This is a genomic window from Fluviibacter sp. (assembly GCF_057744235.1).
On record NZ_JBIJFP010000016.1, the window covers coordinates 13,132 to 27,152 of the forward strand.

General features: G+C 59.5%; 12 protein-coding genes and 1 tRNA gene. 4 read left to right on the top strand and 9 right to left on the bottom strand.

Going from position 1 to position 14,021, the window contains the following annotated elements; genetic code table 11:
* Positions 1-17: 17 nt before the first annotated feature.
* From cysD to AC3GOJ_RS08140, 3 genes are read left to right on the top strand one after another with little or no spacing between them, the layout of a single operon-like run.
* A complete protein-coding gene (gene cysD / locus AC3GOJ_RS08130) occupies positions 18-926 on the top strand; it encodes a sulfate adenylyltransferase subunit CysD (protein ID WP_488236965.1) in 909 nt (302 codons plus the stop codon).
* A complete protein-coding gene (locus AC3GOJ_RS08135; RefSeq protein WP_488236966.1) occupies positions 926-2,212 on the top strand; it encodes a sulfate adenylyltransferase subunit 1 in 1,287 nt (428 codons plus the stop codon). The genes cysD and AC3GOJ_RS08135 overlap by 1 nt, the downstream gene beginning before the upstream one ends.
* A 9-nt stretch (positions 2,213-2,221) precedes the next feature.
* The gene (locus AC3GOJ_RS08140; protein ID WP_488236967.1) at positions 2,222-3,676 is read left to right on the top strand and encodes a fused MFS/spermidine synthase; all 1,455 of its coding nucleotides are present in this window, start codon (positions 2,222-2,224) and stop codon (positions 3,674-3,676) included.
* Positions 3,677-3,700: 24 nt separating this feature from the next.
* Here the strand turns inward: AC3GOJ_RS08140 and rlmB are convergent, their stop codons facing one another.
* Both rlmB and rnr read right to left on the bottom strand, forming a co-directional pair.
* Positions 3,701-4,444 (bottom strand): 23S rRNA (guanosine(2251)-2'-O)-methyltransferase RlmB, encoded by a 744-nt coding sequence (gene rlmB / locus AC3GOJ_RS08145; RefSeq protein ID WP_488236968.1) that lies wholly within the window; start codon positions 4,442-4,444, stop codon positions 3,701-3,703.
* Positions 4,441-7,236, bottom strand: coding sequence for a ribonuclease R (gene rnr, locus AC3GOJ_RS08150; RefSeq protein ID WP_488236969.1), 2,796 nt, complete (start codon positions 7,234-7,236; stop codon positions 4,441-4,443). The genes rlmB and rnr overlap by 4 nt, the downstream gene beginning before the upstream one ends.
* A gap of 38 nt (positions 7,237-7,274) precedes the next feature.
* Between rnr and AC3GOJ_RS08155 the strand changes: the two genes are divergently transcribed.
* A tRNA-Leu gene (locus AC3GOJ_RS08155) sits at positions 7,275-7,359 on the top strand.
* Positions 7,360-7,450: 91 nt separating this feature from the next.
* Here the strand turns inward: AC3GOJ_RS08155 and AC3GOJ_RS08160 are convergent.
* The 7 genes from AC3GOJ_RS08160 to hfq are packed head-to-tail and all read right to left on the bottom strand — an operon-like array spanning position 7,451 to position 13,960.
* Positions 7,451-8,758 (bottom strand): adenylosuccinate synthase, encoded by a 1,308-nt coding sequence (locus AC3GOJ_RS08160; protein ID WP_488236970.1) that lies wholly within the window; start codon positions 8,756-8,758, stop codon positions 7,451-7,453.
* Positions 8,759-8,812: 54 nt separating this feature from the next.
* Positions 8,813-10,003, bottom strand: a complete 1,191-nt coding sequence (locus tag AC3GOJ_RS08165) for an ATP phosphoribosyltransferase regulatory subunit (protein WP_488236989.1) — start codon at positions 10,001-10,003, stop codon at positions 8,813-8,815.
* On the bottom strand, positions 10,003-10,197 hold the full coding sequence (locus tag AC3GOJ_RS08170; protein ID WP_162050416.1) for a DUF2065 domain-containing protein: 195 nt from the start codon (positions 10,195-10,197) through the stop codon (positions 10,003-10,005). Before AC3GOJ_RS08170 ends, AC3GOJ_RS08165 begins: the two co-directional genes overlap by 1 nt.
* 17 nt (positions 10,198-10,214) lie before the next feature.
* Positions 10,215-11,087: an SPFH domain-containing protein gene (locus AC3GOJ_RS08175; RefSeq protein ID WP_488236971.1), complete on the bottom strand. Its 873-nt coding sequence runs from the start codon at positions 11,085-11,087 to the stop codon at positions 10,215-10,217.
* Positions 11,084-12,508: a protease modulator HflK gene (hflK, locus tag AC3GOJ_RS08180; RefSeq protein ID WP_488236972.1), complete on the bottom strand. Its 1,425-nt coding sequence runs from the start codon at positions 12,506-12,508 to the stop codon at positions 11,084-11,086. The genes AC3GOJ_RS08175 and hflK overlap by 4 nt, the downstream gene beginning before the upstream one ends.
* Entirely contained in the window at positions 12,495-13,727 is a 1,233-nt protein-coding gene (gene hflX / locus AC3GOJ_RS08185; RefSeq protein WP_488236973.1) for a GTPase HflX, read from the bottom strand. Before hflX ends, hflK begins: the two co-directional genes overlap by 14 nt.
* Complete coding sequence (gene hfq, locus AC3GOJ_RS08190; RefSeq protein WP_488236974.1) at positions 13,724-13,960, bottom strand: RNA chaperone Hfq; 237 nt, start codon at positions 13,958-13,960, stop codon at positions 13,724-13,726. The genes hflX and hfq overlap by 4 nt, the downstream gene beginning before the upstream one ends.
* Positions 13,961-14,021 lie beyond the last annotated feature (61 nt).

A 14,021-nucleotide genomic window follows, 5' to 3' on the forward strand; every position in this document is an offset into this window, starting at 1 on the left:
CTGTAAAATCGCGTCCCATGACACAACCACCTACCCTCTCTCACCTCGACTGGCTGGAAGCCGAAGCGATCCAGATCATGCGCGAGGTTGCCGGCCAGTGCGAACGCCCGGCCCTGCTCTTCTCCGGCGGCAAAGATTCGATCTGCATGCTGCGCATCGCCGAAAAGGCCTTCCGCCCGGCCAAGTTTCCGTTCCCGCTCGTTCACATTGACACCGGTCACAACTATCCGGAAGTGATTGACTTCCGTGATCGTCGCGCGGCTGAACTGGGTGAGCGCCTGATCGTGCGTTCGCTGGAAGATTCGATGAAGCGTGGCACCATCGTGCTGAAATCGGCCGATGAATCACGCAACCGTCATCAATCGGTGACGCTGCTGGAAACCATTGCCGAATTCGAATTCGATTGCCTGATCGGCGGCGCCCGCCGTGACGAAGAAAAGGCGCGCGCCAAAGAGCGCATTTTCAGCTTCCGCGATGACTTCGGCCAGTGGGACCCGAAGAACCAGCGCCCGGAACTGTGGGATCTGTATAACGCCCGTGTGCACAAGGGTGAGCACATGCGTGCCTTCCCTATTTCGAACTGGACTGAGCTCGACGTCTGGCAATACATCGAGCGTGAGAAGCTCGAACTGCCTTCGATCTATTTTGCCCATACGCGCCCCATCGTGCGTCGTGGCAACGGCATTGTGCCGATTACCCATCTGACGCCGGCCAAACCGGGCGAAGAAGTGGTTGATCTGCAAGTACGCTTCCGCACCGTAGGCGACATCAGCTGTACCGCCCCGGTGATTAGCGACGCCGACAACATCGAAAAGATTATTGCCGAAACGGCCGGTACCACCATTAGTGAACGTGGCGCCACGCGTCTGGATGACCAGGCCAGCGAAGCTGCCATGGAACAACGTAAGAAAGAGGGCTACTTCTGATGACTAGCCAACAACATATTGAAGATCACGGCCTGCTGCGCTTTCTGACCTGCGGCAGCGTGGATGATGGCAAGAGCACCCTGATCGGTCGCCTGCTGTTCGATACCAAAGCCATTCTGGTTGATACGCTGAGCAATCTGGAACGCACTTCGCAACGTCGTGGCCTCACCAGTGTTGATCTGTCGCTGCTGACCGACGGTCTGCAGGCTGAGCGCGAACAGGGCATCACCATTGACGTGGCCTACCGCTATTTTTCGACCGGCACCCGCAAGTACATCATTGCCGATGCGCCGGGTCACGAGCAGTACACCCGCAACATGGTCACCGCCGCATCGACAGCGGATGTGGCGATTATTCTGGTGGATGCCCGTCGTGGCATCCTGACCCAGACGCGTCGACACGCCAAGGTCTGCCAGCTCATGGGTATTCCGCAGGTGATCGTGGCCATCAACAAGATGGATCTGGTCAACTTCGATCCGCAGGTCTTTGCCAAGCTACAAGAAGAGTTTGCCGAAGTCGCGGCCACCATTGGTCTAGAATCGGTGCGCTACGTGCCAATGTCGGCCCTGGAAGGTGACATGATCGTTGACCGCGGCACCTCGATGCCGTGGTACGAAGGTCCGACTTTGCTCGAGATTCTGGAAAACGCTGGCACCAGCCACAGCGAAACACCGACGCATCATGAAGTGTTCCGCATGCCAGTGCAGCTGGTTTGCCGCCCGCAGGATTCGGCGAACCCCGATCTACACGATTACCGGGGTTTCATGGGTCGTATCAGCTCGGGCGTGGTGCGCCCAGGTGATGAGGTCGTTGCCTTGCCTTCGGGTCAGCGCAGCACCGTGACCCATGTTGAAATCGGGGGCGTCGATATCAGCGCCGGTGTCGCCGAGCAATCCATCACCCTTCGCCTGGCCGATGAGATCGATATTTCGCGTGGCGACATGCTGGCACATCCGGACACGGCCCCACAAGTCGTCAAAGAAGCCCAGGCCATGATCTGCTGGCTGTCGGAAACACCGCTGGATCGTGCCCGTACCTACGCCTTGCGTCAGACCACGCGTACTGTCAAAGCCAAGATTGCCGATATCCCCTACCGTCTGGACATCAATACGCTGGCCGAAGATGCCACACCGGCCCAATTGCAGATGAATGATATCGCCAGGATCAACCTGCGTCTGGCGCAGCCGATCTGCTGCGATGCCTATGCCCGGAACCGTGGTACCGGCGCCTTCATCATCATCGACGAAGCCACCAACAACACAGTCGGCGCCGGCATGCTCCTGTAACATCGGGGGATGCCAGCGCTTCTGATCCCGGTTATTGTTTTTATCGAGGGCTTCTGTTCCCTCGGGGCCGAGATTATTGCGCTGCGCCGACTGGTGCCGCATGTGGGCAGTTCGATTGTGGTTACGGCACCCACCATCGGCTTTTTTCTGCTGGCACTGGCGCTCGGTTATGCCGCCGGCGCCCGCATCAGTGATCGCTACCTGCCGGTCGTTGCCCGCAACTTTTTAATCTCGGCACTCTTGCTTGGCGTGGGGTTTTCCACGCCCTTTGTCAGCAGCCTGTTTGATCATATCCAGCCGGTCTGGCTGGCCTATACGGTTCTGGTCGGTGGCATCCTCTGCCCGATCGCCTGGTTGCTGGGACAAACCGTCCCGGCACTCACTAATCTGATGCAGACCCGCCGCACGGGCGAAGCCAGCGGCATGGCACTCTACTGGTCGACGCTTGGCTCTTTTCTCGGTTCGCTGGGGCTCTCGCTAGCGGTCATGCAGTGGCTGGGGATTTCTGCTGCCGTGGCCGTCTGTGCGTTCTTACTGCTCATTGGCACGCTGCGTCTGCAGTGGGCCGCCTGTGCCGAGAACGAGGCCAGCATTGCAAGACATCGCACCCTGGCAATCGCGGTTTTCGTGATCTCTACGGCGGTGGTTGCCGGTCTGAATGTCACCTCCCTACGCAACGCCCTCGTGCCCGATGCGCAGGAAGCCACCGAAACCGCCTACGCAGACTACGCCGTGCTGAATACCACCACACCGGAAGGCGATGCCATTCGTGTGTTCAAGGTCAACAGCTCGACGGCTTCTCTGATTGGCGATGGTAGCGATACGCAATCACCCCGCTACGCCCGCTATATCAACTACTTGCGCCGGACGCTGCTTGAAGATCTCAATTTTCGTGGTCGCGACATTCTGGTACTGGGTGCGGGCGGTTTTACCCTCTCTCACCGTGAACCCGACAATCGCTATACCTACGTGGATATCGACCCGGCGATTCAGCACATTGCCGAACAGCAGTTTCTCCGGGAACCGATCCGCGGTCAATTTGTCGTGGATGATGCACGCCATTTTGTCGCCCACGCCGCCAGATCAGCCCAGCCGAATCAGCCACGCTACGATGCCGTAGTCGTGGATGTGTACAGTTCGCACCACAACATCCCCAGCCATCTGGTCACCCGAGAATTCTGGCGCGATACACGCGCCGTTCTTCGCCCGGACGGGGTGATGCTGGCGAATCTGATTCTAGATAGCGGGCTGCAGAGCGCCTACGCGCGTAATCTCCTGGCGACGATTGAATCGGTGTACGGGCGTTGCGCTGTGGAAGTGCTGCATAAGGATCGCCCACTGGCCAACGTGGAAGTGCTCTGCCGCAATGGCAACAGCGGTTTAACCCAGCAACCCGGCCGGATCTATAGTGACGAGAAAAACCCGGCGGATGTGGACCACGCCGGCAGTTCCAGCGGGCGCTAAAGGCACTCAGCGGTGTGGCAGCAGTTAAATCTGACGGCGACGCACGGCTTCAAACAGACACACGCCCGCGGCAACCGAAACGTTCAGACTATCAACCGAGCCCGCCATGGGAATCTTGACCAGTGCATCACACGTTTCGCGCGTCAGACGACGCATGCCATCCCCCTCGGCCCCCATCACCCAGGCAACGCCGCCCCCCGGCCAATGTGCCGCATAAAGGTCTTCGGTGGCTTCACCGGCGGTACCGATCACCCAGATATCGCGTTCTTTGAGCTCACGCAGGGTGCGTGCCAAGTTGGTGACCATGATGTACGGTACGGTTTCGGCAGCACCTGAAGCTGCCTTCATGGCGACATCGGTCAGCCCCACCGCACGATCTTTCGGGGCGATGACGGCATGCACACCGGCCGCATCAGCGACCCGCAGACAGGCACCCAGATTACGCGGATCGGTAATGCCATCGAGGACCAGCAGGAACGGCGGCTCTTCGAGCGTATCCAGCACATCGTCCAGGTGCAGCGCTTTCTGGCGGGCATCCACACGGGCCACGACACCCTGATGCCGGGCGTTGGGTGCCATGCCTTCGATACGCGCATGCTCGACCTGGACCACACGGGCATCCGCCTGTTCGGCCAGACGCAGCAGATCTTTGACACGGCGATCATTGCGATTCGCATCCAGATAGATTTCTTTGACGCTTTCCGGATCATGGCGCAGACGAGCCATGATGGGGTGGAAACCATGGATCAAACGGGTATTGCTGCTCATGTGCTGACTCGACGACTGCGGTTATTCGGTTTGGCTTTGGCTGGCGACTTTGCCGGTGGTTTAGCCGGGGCCTTGGCTGCTTTTTTAGCGGCAGCCGGTTTGGCTTTGGCTTGAGGTTTGGCCTTGGGTTTGGCCGTTGCTTTGGATGCTGCAGGCTTGGTCGCTGCATGGCCGTTGCCGCCGGATTTTACCGCCTTTGGCTTGCTATTGGGATTGGTGTTCACCTTGGGCTGAGCACGGGATTTCGCATTCGATTTGGGTTGCGCTTCCGACCTGGCGCTTTCTTTGGGGTGACGACCAAGCGCACGGGACTTTCCAGCGGGCGTCCCTACAGGCGCTGGCCCACCCTTAGTCTTGCGCGACGGTGCGTTGGCGCGCTCTTCTTCCACATCCAGCAGATGTCGTTCCACCGCCACCGGGCGACCGGTTTTACGGCTGCGCGCCTGAGCCATTGCATCGCGGTCATTACGGGTGGCTTCGGTGCTTTGTACAGCTTCATCCAGTTCAGTCGCCGGGACAAAATCGATGCGGTTACTTTCCAGATCGGCACGAACAAGTTTGACGCGCAGTCGATCACCCACACGATATTGCTGTTTGGTCCGCTCGCCGATGAGGCAGTGACGGATCGGATCGTGATGGAAATAGTCAGACCCCAGCTCGGAGATATGGACCAGGCCTTCGACATAGACCTGATCCAGCGTGACAAAGGCCCCAAAGGCCGTCACACCGGAGATGGTGCCGTCAAAGACTTCGCCGATACGATCCTGCATGTAGTAACACTTGAGCCAGGCTTCCACATCACGCGTGGCTTCGTCGGCACGCCGCTCGGTGGCCGAACAATGTAGGCCGATTTCTTCCCAGGCGGCTTCGGTGGCCGGCAACGTGACCTTTTCGAATTTCAGCCCGGCTTTGATGGCGCGATGCACGAGGAGATCGGGGTAACGACGGATGGGCGACGTAAAGTGCGTGTAGTACTCGTAGGACAAACCGAAGTGGCCGATGTTGTCCGGACTGTAGATGGCCTGTTGCATGGAGCGCAACAGAATGGTCTGCAGGAGCGAGAAATCCGGGCGTTCACGGATCTGATCGAGCAGTTTGCCATAGTCCTTACCGGTGGGTGAATCGCCCCCCTCCAGGCCCAGGCCAAACTCTTTCATGAAGTCACGCAACGCTTCCAGCTTGGCTGGCGCCGGCGTACCATGGATACGGAAAAGACCCGGCTGTTTTTTCTTTTCCAGGAAATCAGCCGCACAGACGTTGGCCGCCAGCATGCATTCTTCAATGAGGCGGTGCGCGTCGTTACGAATCACGGGCACGATGGCTTCGATCTTGCCCAGGTCATTGAAGCGCATCTGGGTTTCAACGGTATCAAAATCAATGGCCCCCCGCTTGAAGCGGGCCGCGTGCAAGGCTTTGAACAAGGCATAAAGCGTCTGCAGTTGCGGTTGAACGGCCTGATGCACGAGAGTGGTTGGCTGCTGCTCGCCAGAGAGCCAGGACCAGACCTGGTTATAGGTCAGGCGCGCACGTGAGCGGAAGACCGCGGGATAGAAGCGGTATTGCGTGACCTCGCCCTCCGGGTTGATCTGGGCATCGCAGACCATGGCCAGTCGATCGACATCCGGGTTCAGCGAACACAGCCCGTTAGAAAGCTTTTCGGGGAGCATGGGAATCACGCGGCGTGGGAAATACACCGAGTTACCACGGGCGGTGGCTTCGATATCCAGGGCCGAGCCGGGGCGTACATAGTGCGATACATCGGCAATGGCGACAACCAGGCGCCAGCCTTTGCCCTTGCCCTTTGCAACCCCTTTTCCAGCGGGGAGGGCTTCGGCAAACACGGCGTCATCAAAGTCCTTGGCCGTTTCACCATCAATGGTGACGAGTGGCAGATCACGCAGGTCTTCACGCTTGCCGTGATCGCCTTCGACAACCACTTCCTCCGGCAGCTTGGCAGCTTCGTTGAGCACGGCTTTGGGAAACTCGAAGGGTAGATCGTGCTTGCGTAGGGCAATTTCAATTTCCATGCCTGGATCGGCATAGTTGCCAAGGACTTCCTTGATGCGACCGACGGGCAGCGTACGTTTGCCGGGCTGCTCTAGAATCTCGGCAACGACCACCTGCCCCGGCTGCACCACTGGTTCGCTGGCCTTGGCTTTGCGCACGCGCTTGCCGGGTGCCGCAGTGTCGGTCGGGGTGGCTGATGACGGCGCGATGACAATGCGGGTATGCAGACGGCGGTCTTCCGGCACCACATAGCGCACACCGTACTCGTCAAACACGCGGCCGACGACTTCGCTGTTGGCGCGTTCAGTGACTTCGACAATACTGCCTTCGGGGCGACCTCGACGATCCGTCCCGGTCACACGAACCAGCACCCGATCACCATGCAGGGCTTTTTCCATCTGCCGGTTGTCGAGAAAGATGTCGGCACTCTTATCACGACCGACCGAGGTTTCCGGACGCGCGAAACCAAAGCCGTCCGGATGCCCTTCGATACGACAGGCAATAAGATCCGCTTTGTTTGGTAGGATCAGGGCACCCTTGCGGTTACGCATGAGCTGGCCTTCACGTTCCATGGCACGGATGCGGCGTTCAAAAGCAACGCGCTCATCATCATTGATGGCCAGCTTGTTGAACAGCGCACTTTCGTGCATCGGTTGTGCGGCCGCTTCCAGCGTTTGCATCATGTATTCGCGCGAGGGCAGCGGGTTTTCATACTTCGCTTTTTCGCGCTCGTAAAAGGGATCAAGCCGTCGGATTTTGGCGACTCGCTGAGAATTCTTTGACATTTTTCTGTTTTCCACTATAATTTCATTTCTTCGCACCTGCCCAGGTGGCGGAATTGGTAGACGCACTAGTTTCAGGTACTAGCGGGTAACTCCGTGGAGGTTCGAGTCCTCTCCTGGGCACCATCGAAAAACATTGAACCCGCTCTGTGCGGGTTTTTTGTTTTCAAGCCAGTACATACAACTGAGCCCGCATATGCGGGCTCTTTGCTGTAAATCAAGCGAAGGGATGAACACGAACAATTGTTTCATCCCGCTCGGGGCCGGTGGAAACAATCGCCACCGGCACACCAGTCACCTGCTCTAGTCGCTCCAGATAATTCCGGGCCGCTTGCGGCAGATCATCCCAGCGTTTGACGCCAAAGGTGGTGTCCGTCCAGCCCGGCATCGATTCGTAGATCGGTTCGCAACGGGCGACATCATCCGCACCCAGTGGCAGCAGCTCAAGAATCTTTCCATCGAGCTTGTAGCCGGTGCAGATCTTCAGTTCTTCGATACCATCGAGCACATCCAGCTTGGTGATGCACAGACCGGTCAGGCCGTTGATCATGGCCGAGCGGCGCATGGCAGCGGCATCATACCAGCCACAGCGGCGCTTGCGGCCGGTCACGGTACCGAACTCACGACCAACGGTCGACATCTGGTGACCCGGCGTACCTTCGGTATCAATATCCAGCTCACTCGGGAACGGGCCGCCACCGACGCGCGTGGTGTAGGCCTTGGTGATGCCGAGGATGTAATGCAGCATACCCGGACCGACGCCACTACCCGCCGAGGCCTGACCGGCCACACAGTTGGACGAGGTCACGAACGGATAGGTCCCGTGATCAATATCGAGCAGCGTACCCTGCGCACCTTCGAACAGCAGGTTCTGACCCGCTTTGTTAGCCGCATACAGCGCTGCAGAGACATCCCCCACCATCGGCTTGATCTGTTCGGCATCGGCCAGCGCCTGGGCCAGAATGGTGCCGTGATCCAAGGGCTCGGCACCCAGATACTGGGTCAGTACGAAGTTGTGATAATCAAGTAGTTCCTTGAGCTTGGCAGACAGCGTTTCCGGATGGAACAGGTCATACACACGCAGTGCACGGCGCGCGACTTTGTCTTCGTAGGTCGGGCCAATGCCTTTACCGGTCGTCCCAATCTTGGTGTCGCTGCAACGCTTCGCTTCACGGGCACGATCCAGTGCCGCGTGATACGGCAGAATGACCGGGCAACCCGGGCTGATGGTCAGACGGCCGCGGACCTTGAGGCCATCGGCTTCGAGGGTGGCGATTTCGCTGAGCAGGTGATGTACGTCGAGCACGACACCATTACCGATGAAGCAGTGCACACCATCACGCACGATGCCGGACGGCACGAGATTGAGCTTGTATTCCTTGTCGCCGATCACCAGTGTGTGGCCGGCATTATGACCGCCCTGAAAGCGGACAACGCCGCCGGCGTTATCGGTAAGCCAGTCAACAATCTTGCCCTTACCCTCGTCACCCCACTGGGTACCGACCACTACAATATTTTTAGCCATACGTTACGTCTGTTCTAAAGGAAATGAATCAAAAAAACACCGGTGCATTCAGCCTTAGCAGGCCTGGAGCACCCACTTACCCTGAATTTGAATGAGTTCGCGGTCACAGATGCTGCCACTATAGACGATCTGTGTCTGTGCGAAACCTTGACGGGTTTCGCCGGGCAACGCATCGACCACGCACTCGCCCCGCTCACGCAGCAGATTGATGGCCTGCGCACGGGCCTGACGCTCCGCATCAGTGGCGTCCGCCAACAATGCGGGTGCAAAGACCGCCGCCGGCGGTACCGACAGACTGGCGAGGCGACACAGTTCACGGATATCGAGCGAAAACCCGGTAGCCGGCCGGGCCCGACCAAAGGCCGCACCGATCCCATCGTAACGGCCTCCCAGCACCATGGCGGCGCTATGCCCCTGGCAATAGGCGGCGAAGACGATGCCACTGTGATAATGGTAACCACGCAAATCCGAGAGATCGAAATATAACGGCAGATCCGGCGCCTGCTGTAGCAGCGCCTGCAGATCATCCAGTGCCTTGTGAATGGCCGGCACCTTGGGCAAGGCTTCACGGGCCTTGTCGAGCACGCTGTGATCGCCATACAGGCGTGGCAGCGCCAACATGGCGGCACGCAGTTCCGGGCGCCATTCGGCAGTTTCCTGTTCCAGCGCAGGCACATCCTTACGCTGCAGCAGTTTGAAGAAGTGTTCTTCCCCTTCGTCGGAAACACCGGCCAGCGTCATGAGCGTACGGAAGATGCCCATGTGACCAAGATCGATGCGGGCAGCCGGTGCGCCCGCGGCCTGCAGCGTGGCAGCCGCCAGGCGAACCACTTCCAGATCGGCCGACAGACCGGCATAGCCGTAGAGTTCGGCACCGAGCTGGAAAGGCTCGCGGCTGGCCTGCATATCTGCCGGCTGAGCATGCAGCACACTATGGCAATAGCAGAGGCGCACCACGCCGGGGCGGTTGAGCAGGTGTGCATCAATCCGGGCAACCTGAGCCGTCATGTCGGCGCGCACGCCGAGCATGCGCCCGGAATCCTGATCGACCAGTTTGAAGGTGCGCAGATCCAGATCACGGCCGGCACCGGTCAGCAACGACGCCAGATACTCGATTAGCGGTGGCTGCACCAGCTCGTAGCCATGGGTACGATACAGGTCAAGCAGGCGGCGACGCAGGACTTCCAGACGTGCAGCCTCATCGGGCAGCGCATCGGCAACAGATTCAGGCAACAACCACTTCATCATGATGTTTGACGCAATACAGTAAGAATAAGCACACCCGCCAGCATGGCGGTTAATCCCAGAAAACGGATCTGGCCGTCACGCAGCTGAAGCATGCGTTCAAAGGTTTCCCGCCACATGCGCGGCGAAATGAATGGGAGCATACCCTCAAATACGAGCATCAGGGCAATCGCCAACCAGATCGTGTCGTTCATAAATGTCTTCTGGCAGTTTACTGGGCAGGCGGGGCAGCGGATGCGGCAGGCTCAACGGGCGCAGGTGCATCGACCGCCGTGTCGGTGAGCAGCGCACGGAAGATTTCCGGCTGGCCGTATTGTCGGGCATACGCACTGACCAGACGCGCATCGGCAGACTGGCGCTGCTGTTGGGCCTGACGATAGGCGTCGGTCAGCACGCGCTCGCGCTGCTGGGTCTGCAACGCAACGAGTTGCTGCTCATCGGCGGCAAGGCCCTTGATGACTTGCTGCTCGGATTGGCGGCGACCTGCGCTCATGCGCTGGTATACCGCATCGTTGAAGGCGTCTGAAAACCCGATCTGACGAATCCCCACCTGTGCCGCCACGATGCCCCGCGGCTCGAGCTGCGCATTGAGCGCGGCCAGCCACTGCGTCTGCAGCGCAGCTGGCCATACACCATCCACTTGACCCGCAGTCTGTGCCTGTACGATGGGTTCGAGCGTGGATTTCAGGATGCTGAAAATACGTTCTTCGATGCCATTTTTACCAGCCGCCGTCGCGACATTAAAACGTTGTGGGTCATTGACGCGCCAGACGGCCCAGCCAGCCAACTGCAGGGTTTGCTGATCCTGTGACACATAAGCTTGCGGTGCCGCCTGCTCGGCAGTCTGCCAGCGGGTATCCACCAACCAGACCCGCTCCACAAAAGGCAGGCGAGCATAAATACCGGGTTCACTGATCACGCGCACCGGGCCATCGGTGCCAGCACGGATTACGACACCGACCTGCCCCGACTCAACGACGACCATGGAGAAAATTCCCATCAGCGCGGCCAGCGTCAGGGCAACTGCGCCCAAGCGGCCGGCGGACAGACGGCGTGCTCCCGGCATGCGGTTCTGGTCTGTCATGAACCACTCCCCGGACGATCGACCCGATCACGATTGCGCATGAGGTCGCGATCCCGCCATTCGACGGAAACTGACGGCGTAGTAACCATTGCGCCCGTTGCCGAAGGTAGGGCATCAGTTTTTGCCCGATTCCCCACACTCGCGCCGGTGGTGCGTGCCAGCAGATCCGCGTTGCTGTCGAAGAGCAGCGGGAACTGCTGGCGCAGCGACTGATTGAGCACACTGATATCACCCTTGGCGGTCGATAGATCAGTCGGGGTGACGGCATTCAAATGGTTCACTGCATCATCGATGGCCTTGCCGTAGGCCAGGCTGTTGTTCTGGAGCTGATTGGCCAGCTTGTGGGCTTTGATCAGACCATCAGTGGCTGCGGTCTGGGCCTCACGGAAAGATCGGATACGGGCCTGTGCATCCTGCTCTGCCTGCTTGGCAGCCTGGAGCACGGGCCCGGGCAAACGCAGATCACGGATAATGATGTTCTTGACGACCAGGCCAGCCTGAATGGCATCTAGCGTCGCCTGAACCTGCTGGCGGGCACCATCCAGTGGCGGGGCAGATCGGGCCTGGGCCTGGACCTGTTGCAGGACGGCCAGCGACTGGCCGGCGACTACGTCACGCAGAGCCGTTTCGGACACGACGCCAAGCAGTTCTGCGGGCGCTTCCAGATGAGTCACATAGGCCACCGGGTCCATCACCTGGTAGACCACGGCGTAGGACACCGCCACCAGATTCTGATCGGCCGTCAGCATGAGACCCTGAGTCTGGCGACCGGCAGCCGCAGCGCCCACCTCCAGCGTCCGCTCTCCAGTCACATTGACGAGGCGCACGCTTTCAATGGGATATGGCCAACGCCATTGCCAACCGGGGTCAGTGGTGCCGGAAACGATACCGAAACGACTGACCACACCCCGCTGATTAACATCGACCAGATAAAAACCACTCATCAACCAAGCGCCGAAAATCAACGCCACACCAATGAGCCAGCTTTGCCACGACAGTGCCTGCCAGTTGAAAGGCGCGGCTTCGACGCCCTCTGCGGTGTCACGAGTCTGAGTCGCTGCCCCAGAACGGGAGACGGATTGCGTTATTGGCTGGGGCGCCGGCGGAGGCGGGCGGCGCAGAATGGCGGCGATACGGCAACGGGCCCGGTAGACGAGTTGCTGCCAGAGTTCTTCCAGATCCGGAGGGCCTTCGGGCTTAGGCGATGCAGGCCCACCCGACGGTTGCTGACCGCCGGACAAGGCAGACCGGGTTTCTTGAGGTGTCTCTTGGGTGGCGTCTGAGCTGGTCAGCGGTGGGTCACCATGAGGTGCAGCCGTCTCAGGTTGCGCGGGTGCCGCACCAGCGTTTTCTGGTGCCTGATCCGGCTCTTTTTGCTCCGGTCGGTGGCTATTTCCCCATTGGGGATCATTGATCGACATCAGGCGACAGCAGCGGGGATGGCGCTAACTCCGAGGGATAACTTTCTGGCCCGGTTTCTGGTGATTCCGGATGGGCAAATTCGGCAATTGCCGCCCTGAGCCAGGGGAGACCGGCACCCGTCTGGGCGCTCAATCGTACACGGCTGATTTTACCATAGGGATCCCGCTCCATGCCGGGCTCGGCGGCGGTGAGATCGCACTTGTTGTAGACCCGGATCTGCGGGATATGGCTGGCACCGATTTCCGCCAACACCTTGTTGACTTCGGCAATCTGCTCTTCGCGCGCGGGATTGGCGGCATCAATCACATGTAACAGGAGATCGGCCTGCGTGGTGGTTTCCAGGGTGGCTTTGAAGGCTTCGACCAGGGTGTGGGGTAGATCCCGGATAAACCCGACCGTATCGGCCACAACCACGTTGCCGGCTTCAGGCAGCCAGACACGACGCACCGTGGTATCCAGCGTCGCAAACAACTGGTCAGCCGCATAAGCACCGGAGTGCGTCAGTGCATTGAATAGCGTGGATTTGCCGGCATTGGTGTAACCGACCAGGGAAATGGTCAGCACGCCCTGACGACTGCGCGCCCGCCCCTGCGTTCGCCGTTGCTTGGCCAACCGGGACAGGCGGTCCTTGAGCATTTTGACACGGGTGCCGATCAGCCGGCGGTCTGTTTCCAGCTGGGTTTCACCGGGGCCACGCATGCCGATGCCACCGCGTTGGCGCTCGAGGTGCGTCCAGCCACGAATCAGGCGGGAGGCCAGATGCTCTAGCTGGGCCAGCTCGACCTGCAGTTTGCCTTCGGCGCTTTGCGCGCGCAGGGCAAAAATATCCAGAATCAGGGTGGTACGGTCGATGACCCGTCCGTGCACAACCTGCTCCAGGTTGCGTTGCTGCACCGGAGAGAGGTTGTGATTGAAAATAATCAGACCCGCATCCAGCGCTTTCGCCTGTTGGCCGATTTCTTCGGCTTTGCCAGAACCTACAAACAGCGCAACATCCGGCCGATCACGCCGACAGGTCATAATATCCACCACCTCAGCGCCTGCTGATTCGGCGAGCATGCGGACTTCCTCAACGGCTTCATCGACATCCAGTTTGCCGAAATCCACTTGCACGAGCAGCACCCGCTCCAGCGCCTGGCCGGCCGCACGGGATTGCGTGGGCTTTCTGGCTAACCGAGGGTCGGACAACCCGGCCAGTGCCGGGTCACTGGCGGTCATGCCGCGGGCGGCTCCTGGCTGAAGCTGACGGCGCGGGCCGGTACAACCGTGGAAATAGCGTGCTTGTACACCATCTGGGTGACGGTATTACGCAACAGCACAACGTATTGATCGAAGGATTCAATCTGCCCCTGTAGCTTGATGCCGTTCACCAGGTAAATGGACACCGGCACGTGTTCACGGCGCAAGGCGTTGAGGAAAGGATCCTGTAGCAACTGGCCCTTATTTGTCATTGTTGTACTCCGCTTGTTCTGATTATTGCGGGATTGGGAAGTTAAGTGCTCAGTGGATCAA

What these genes read in the sequence shown, in the direction of transcription:
- cysD (WP_488236965.1), top strand. Translation starts at nt 18, where the DNA reads ATGACACAACCACCTACCCTCTCTCACCTCGACTGGCTGGAAGCCGAA.
- AC3GOJ_RS08135 (WP_488236966.1), top strand. Translation starts at nt 926, where the DNA reads ATGACTAGCCAACAACATATTGAAGATCACGGCCTGCTGCGCTTTCTG.
- AC3GOJ_RS08140 (WP_488236967.1), top strand. Translation starts at nt 2,222, where the DNA reads ATGCCAGCGCTTCTGATCCCGGTTATTGTTTTTATCGAGGGCTTCTGT.
- rlmB (WP_488236968.1), bottom strand. Translation starts at nt 4,444, where the DNA reads ATGAGCAGCAATACCCGTTTGATCCATGGTTTCCACCCCATCATGGCT.
- rnr (WP_488236969.1), bottom strand. Translation starts at nt 7,236, where the DNA reads ATGTCAAAGAATTCTCAGCGAGTCGCCAAAATCCGACGGCTTGATCCC.
- AC3GOJ_RS08160 (WP_488236970.1), bottom strand. Translation starts at nt 8,758, where the DNA reads ATGGCTAAAAATATTGTAGTGGTCGGTACCCAGTGGGGTGACGAGGGT.
- AC3GOJ_RS08165 (WP_488236989.1), bottom strand. Translation starts at nt 10,003, where the DNA reads ATGAAGTGGTTGTTGCCTGAATCTGTTGCCGATGCGCTGCCCGATGAG.
- AC3GOJ_RS08170 (WP_162050416.1), bottom strand. Translation starts at nt 10,197, where the DNA reads ATGAACGACACGATCTGGTTGGCGATTGCCCTGATGCTCGTATTTGAG.
- AC3GOJ_RS08175 (WP_488236971.1), bottom strand. Translation starts at nt 11,087, where the DNA reads ATGACAGACCAGAACCGCATGCCGGGAGCACGCCGTCTGTCCGCCGGC.
- hflK (WP_488236972.1), bottom strand. Translation starts at nt 12,508, where the DNA reads ATGTCGATCAATGATCCCCAATGGGGAAATAGCCACCGACCGGAGCAA.
- hflX (WP_488236973.1), bottom strand. Translation starts at nt 13,727, where the DNA reads ATGACCGCCAGTGACCCGGCACTGGCCGGGTTGTCCGACCCTCGGTTA.
- hfq (WP_488236974.1), bottom strand. Translation starts at nt 13,960, where the DNA reads ATGACAAATAAGGGCCAGTTGCTACAGGATCCTTTCCTCAACGCCTTG.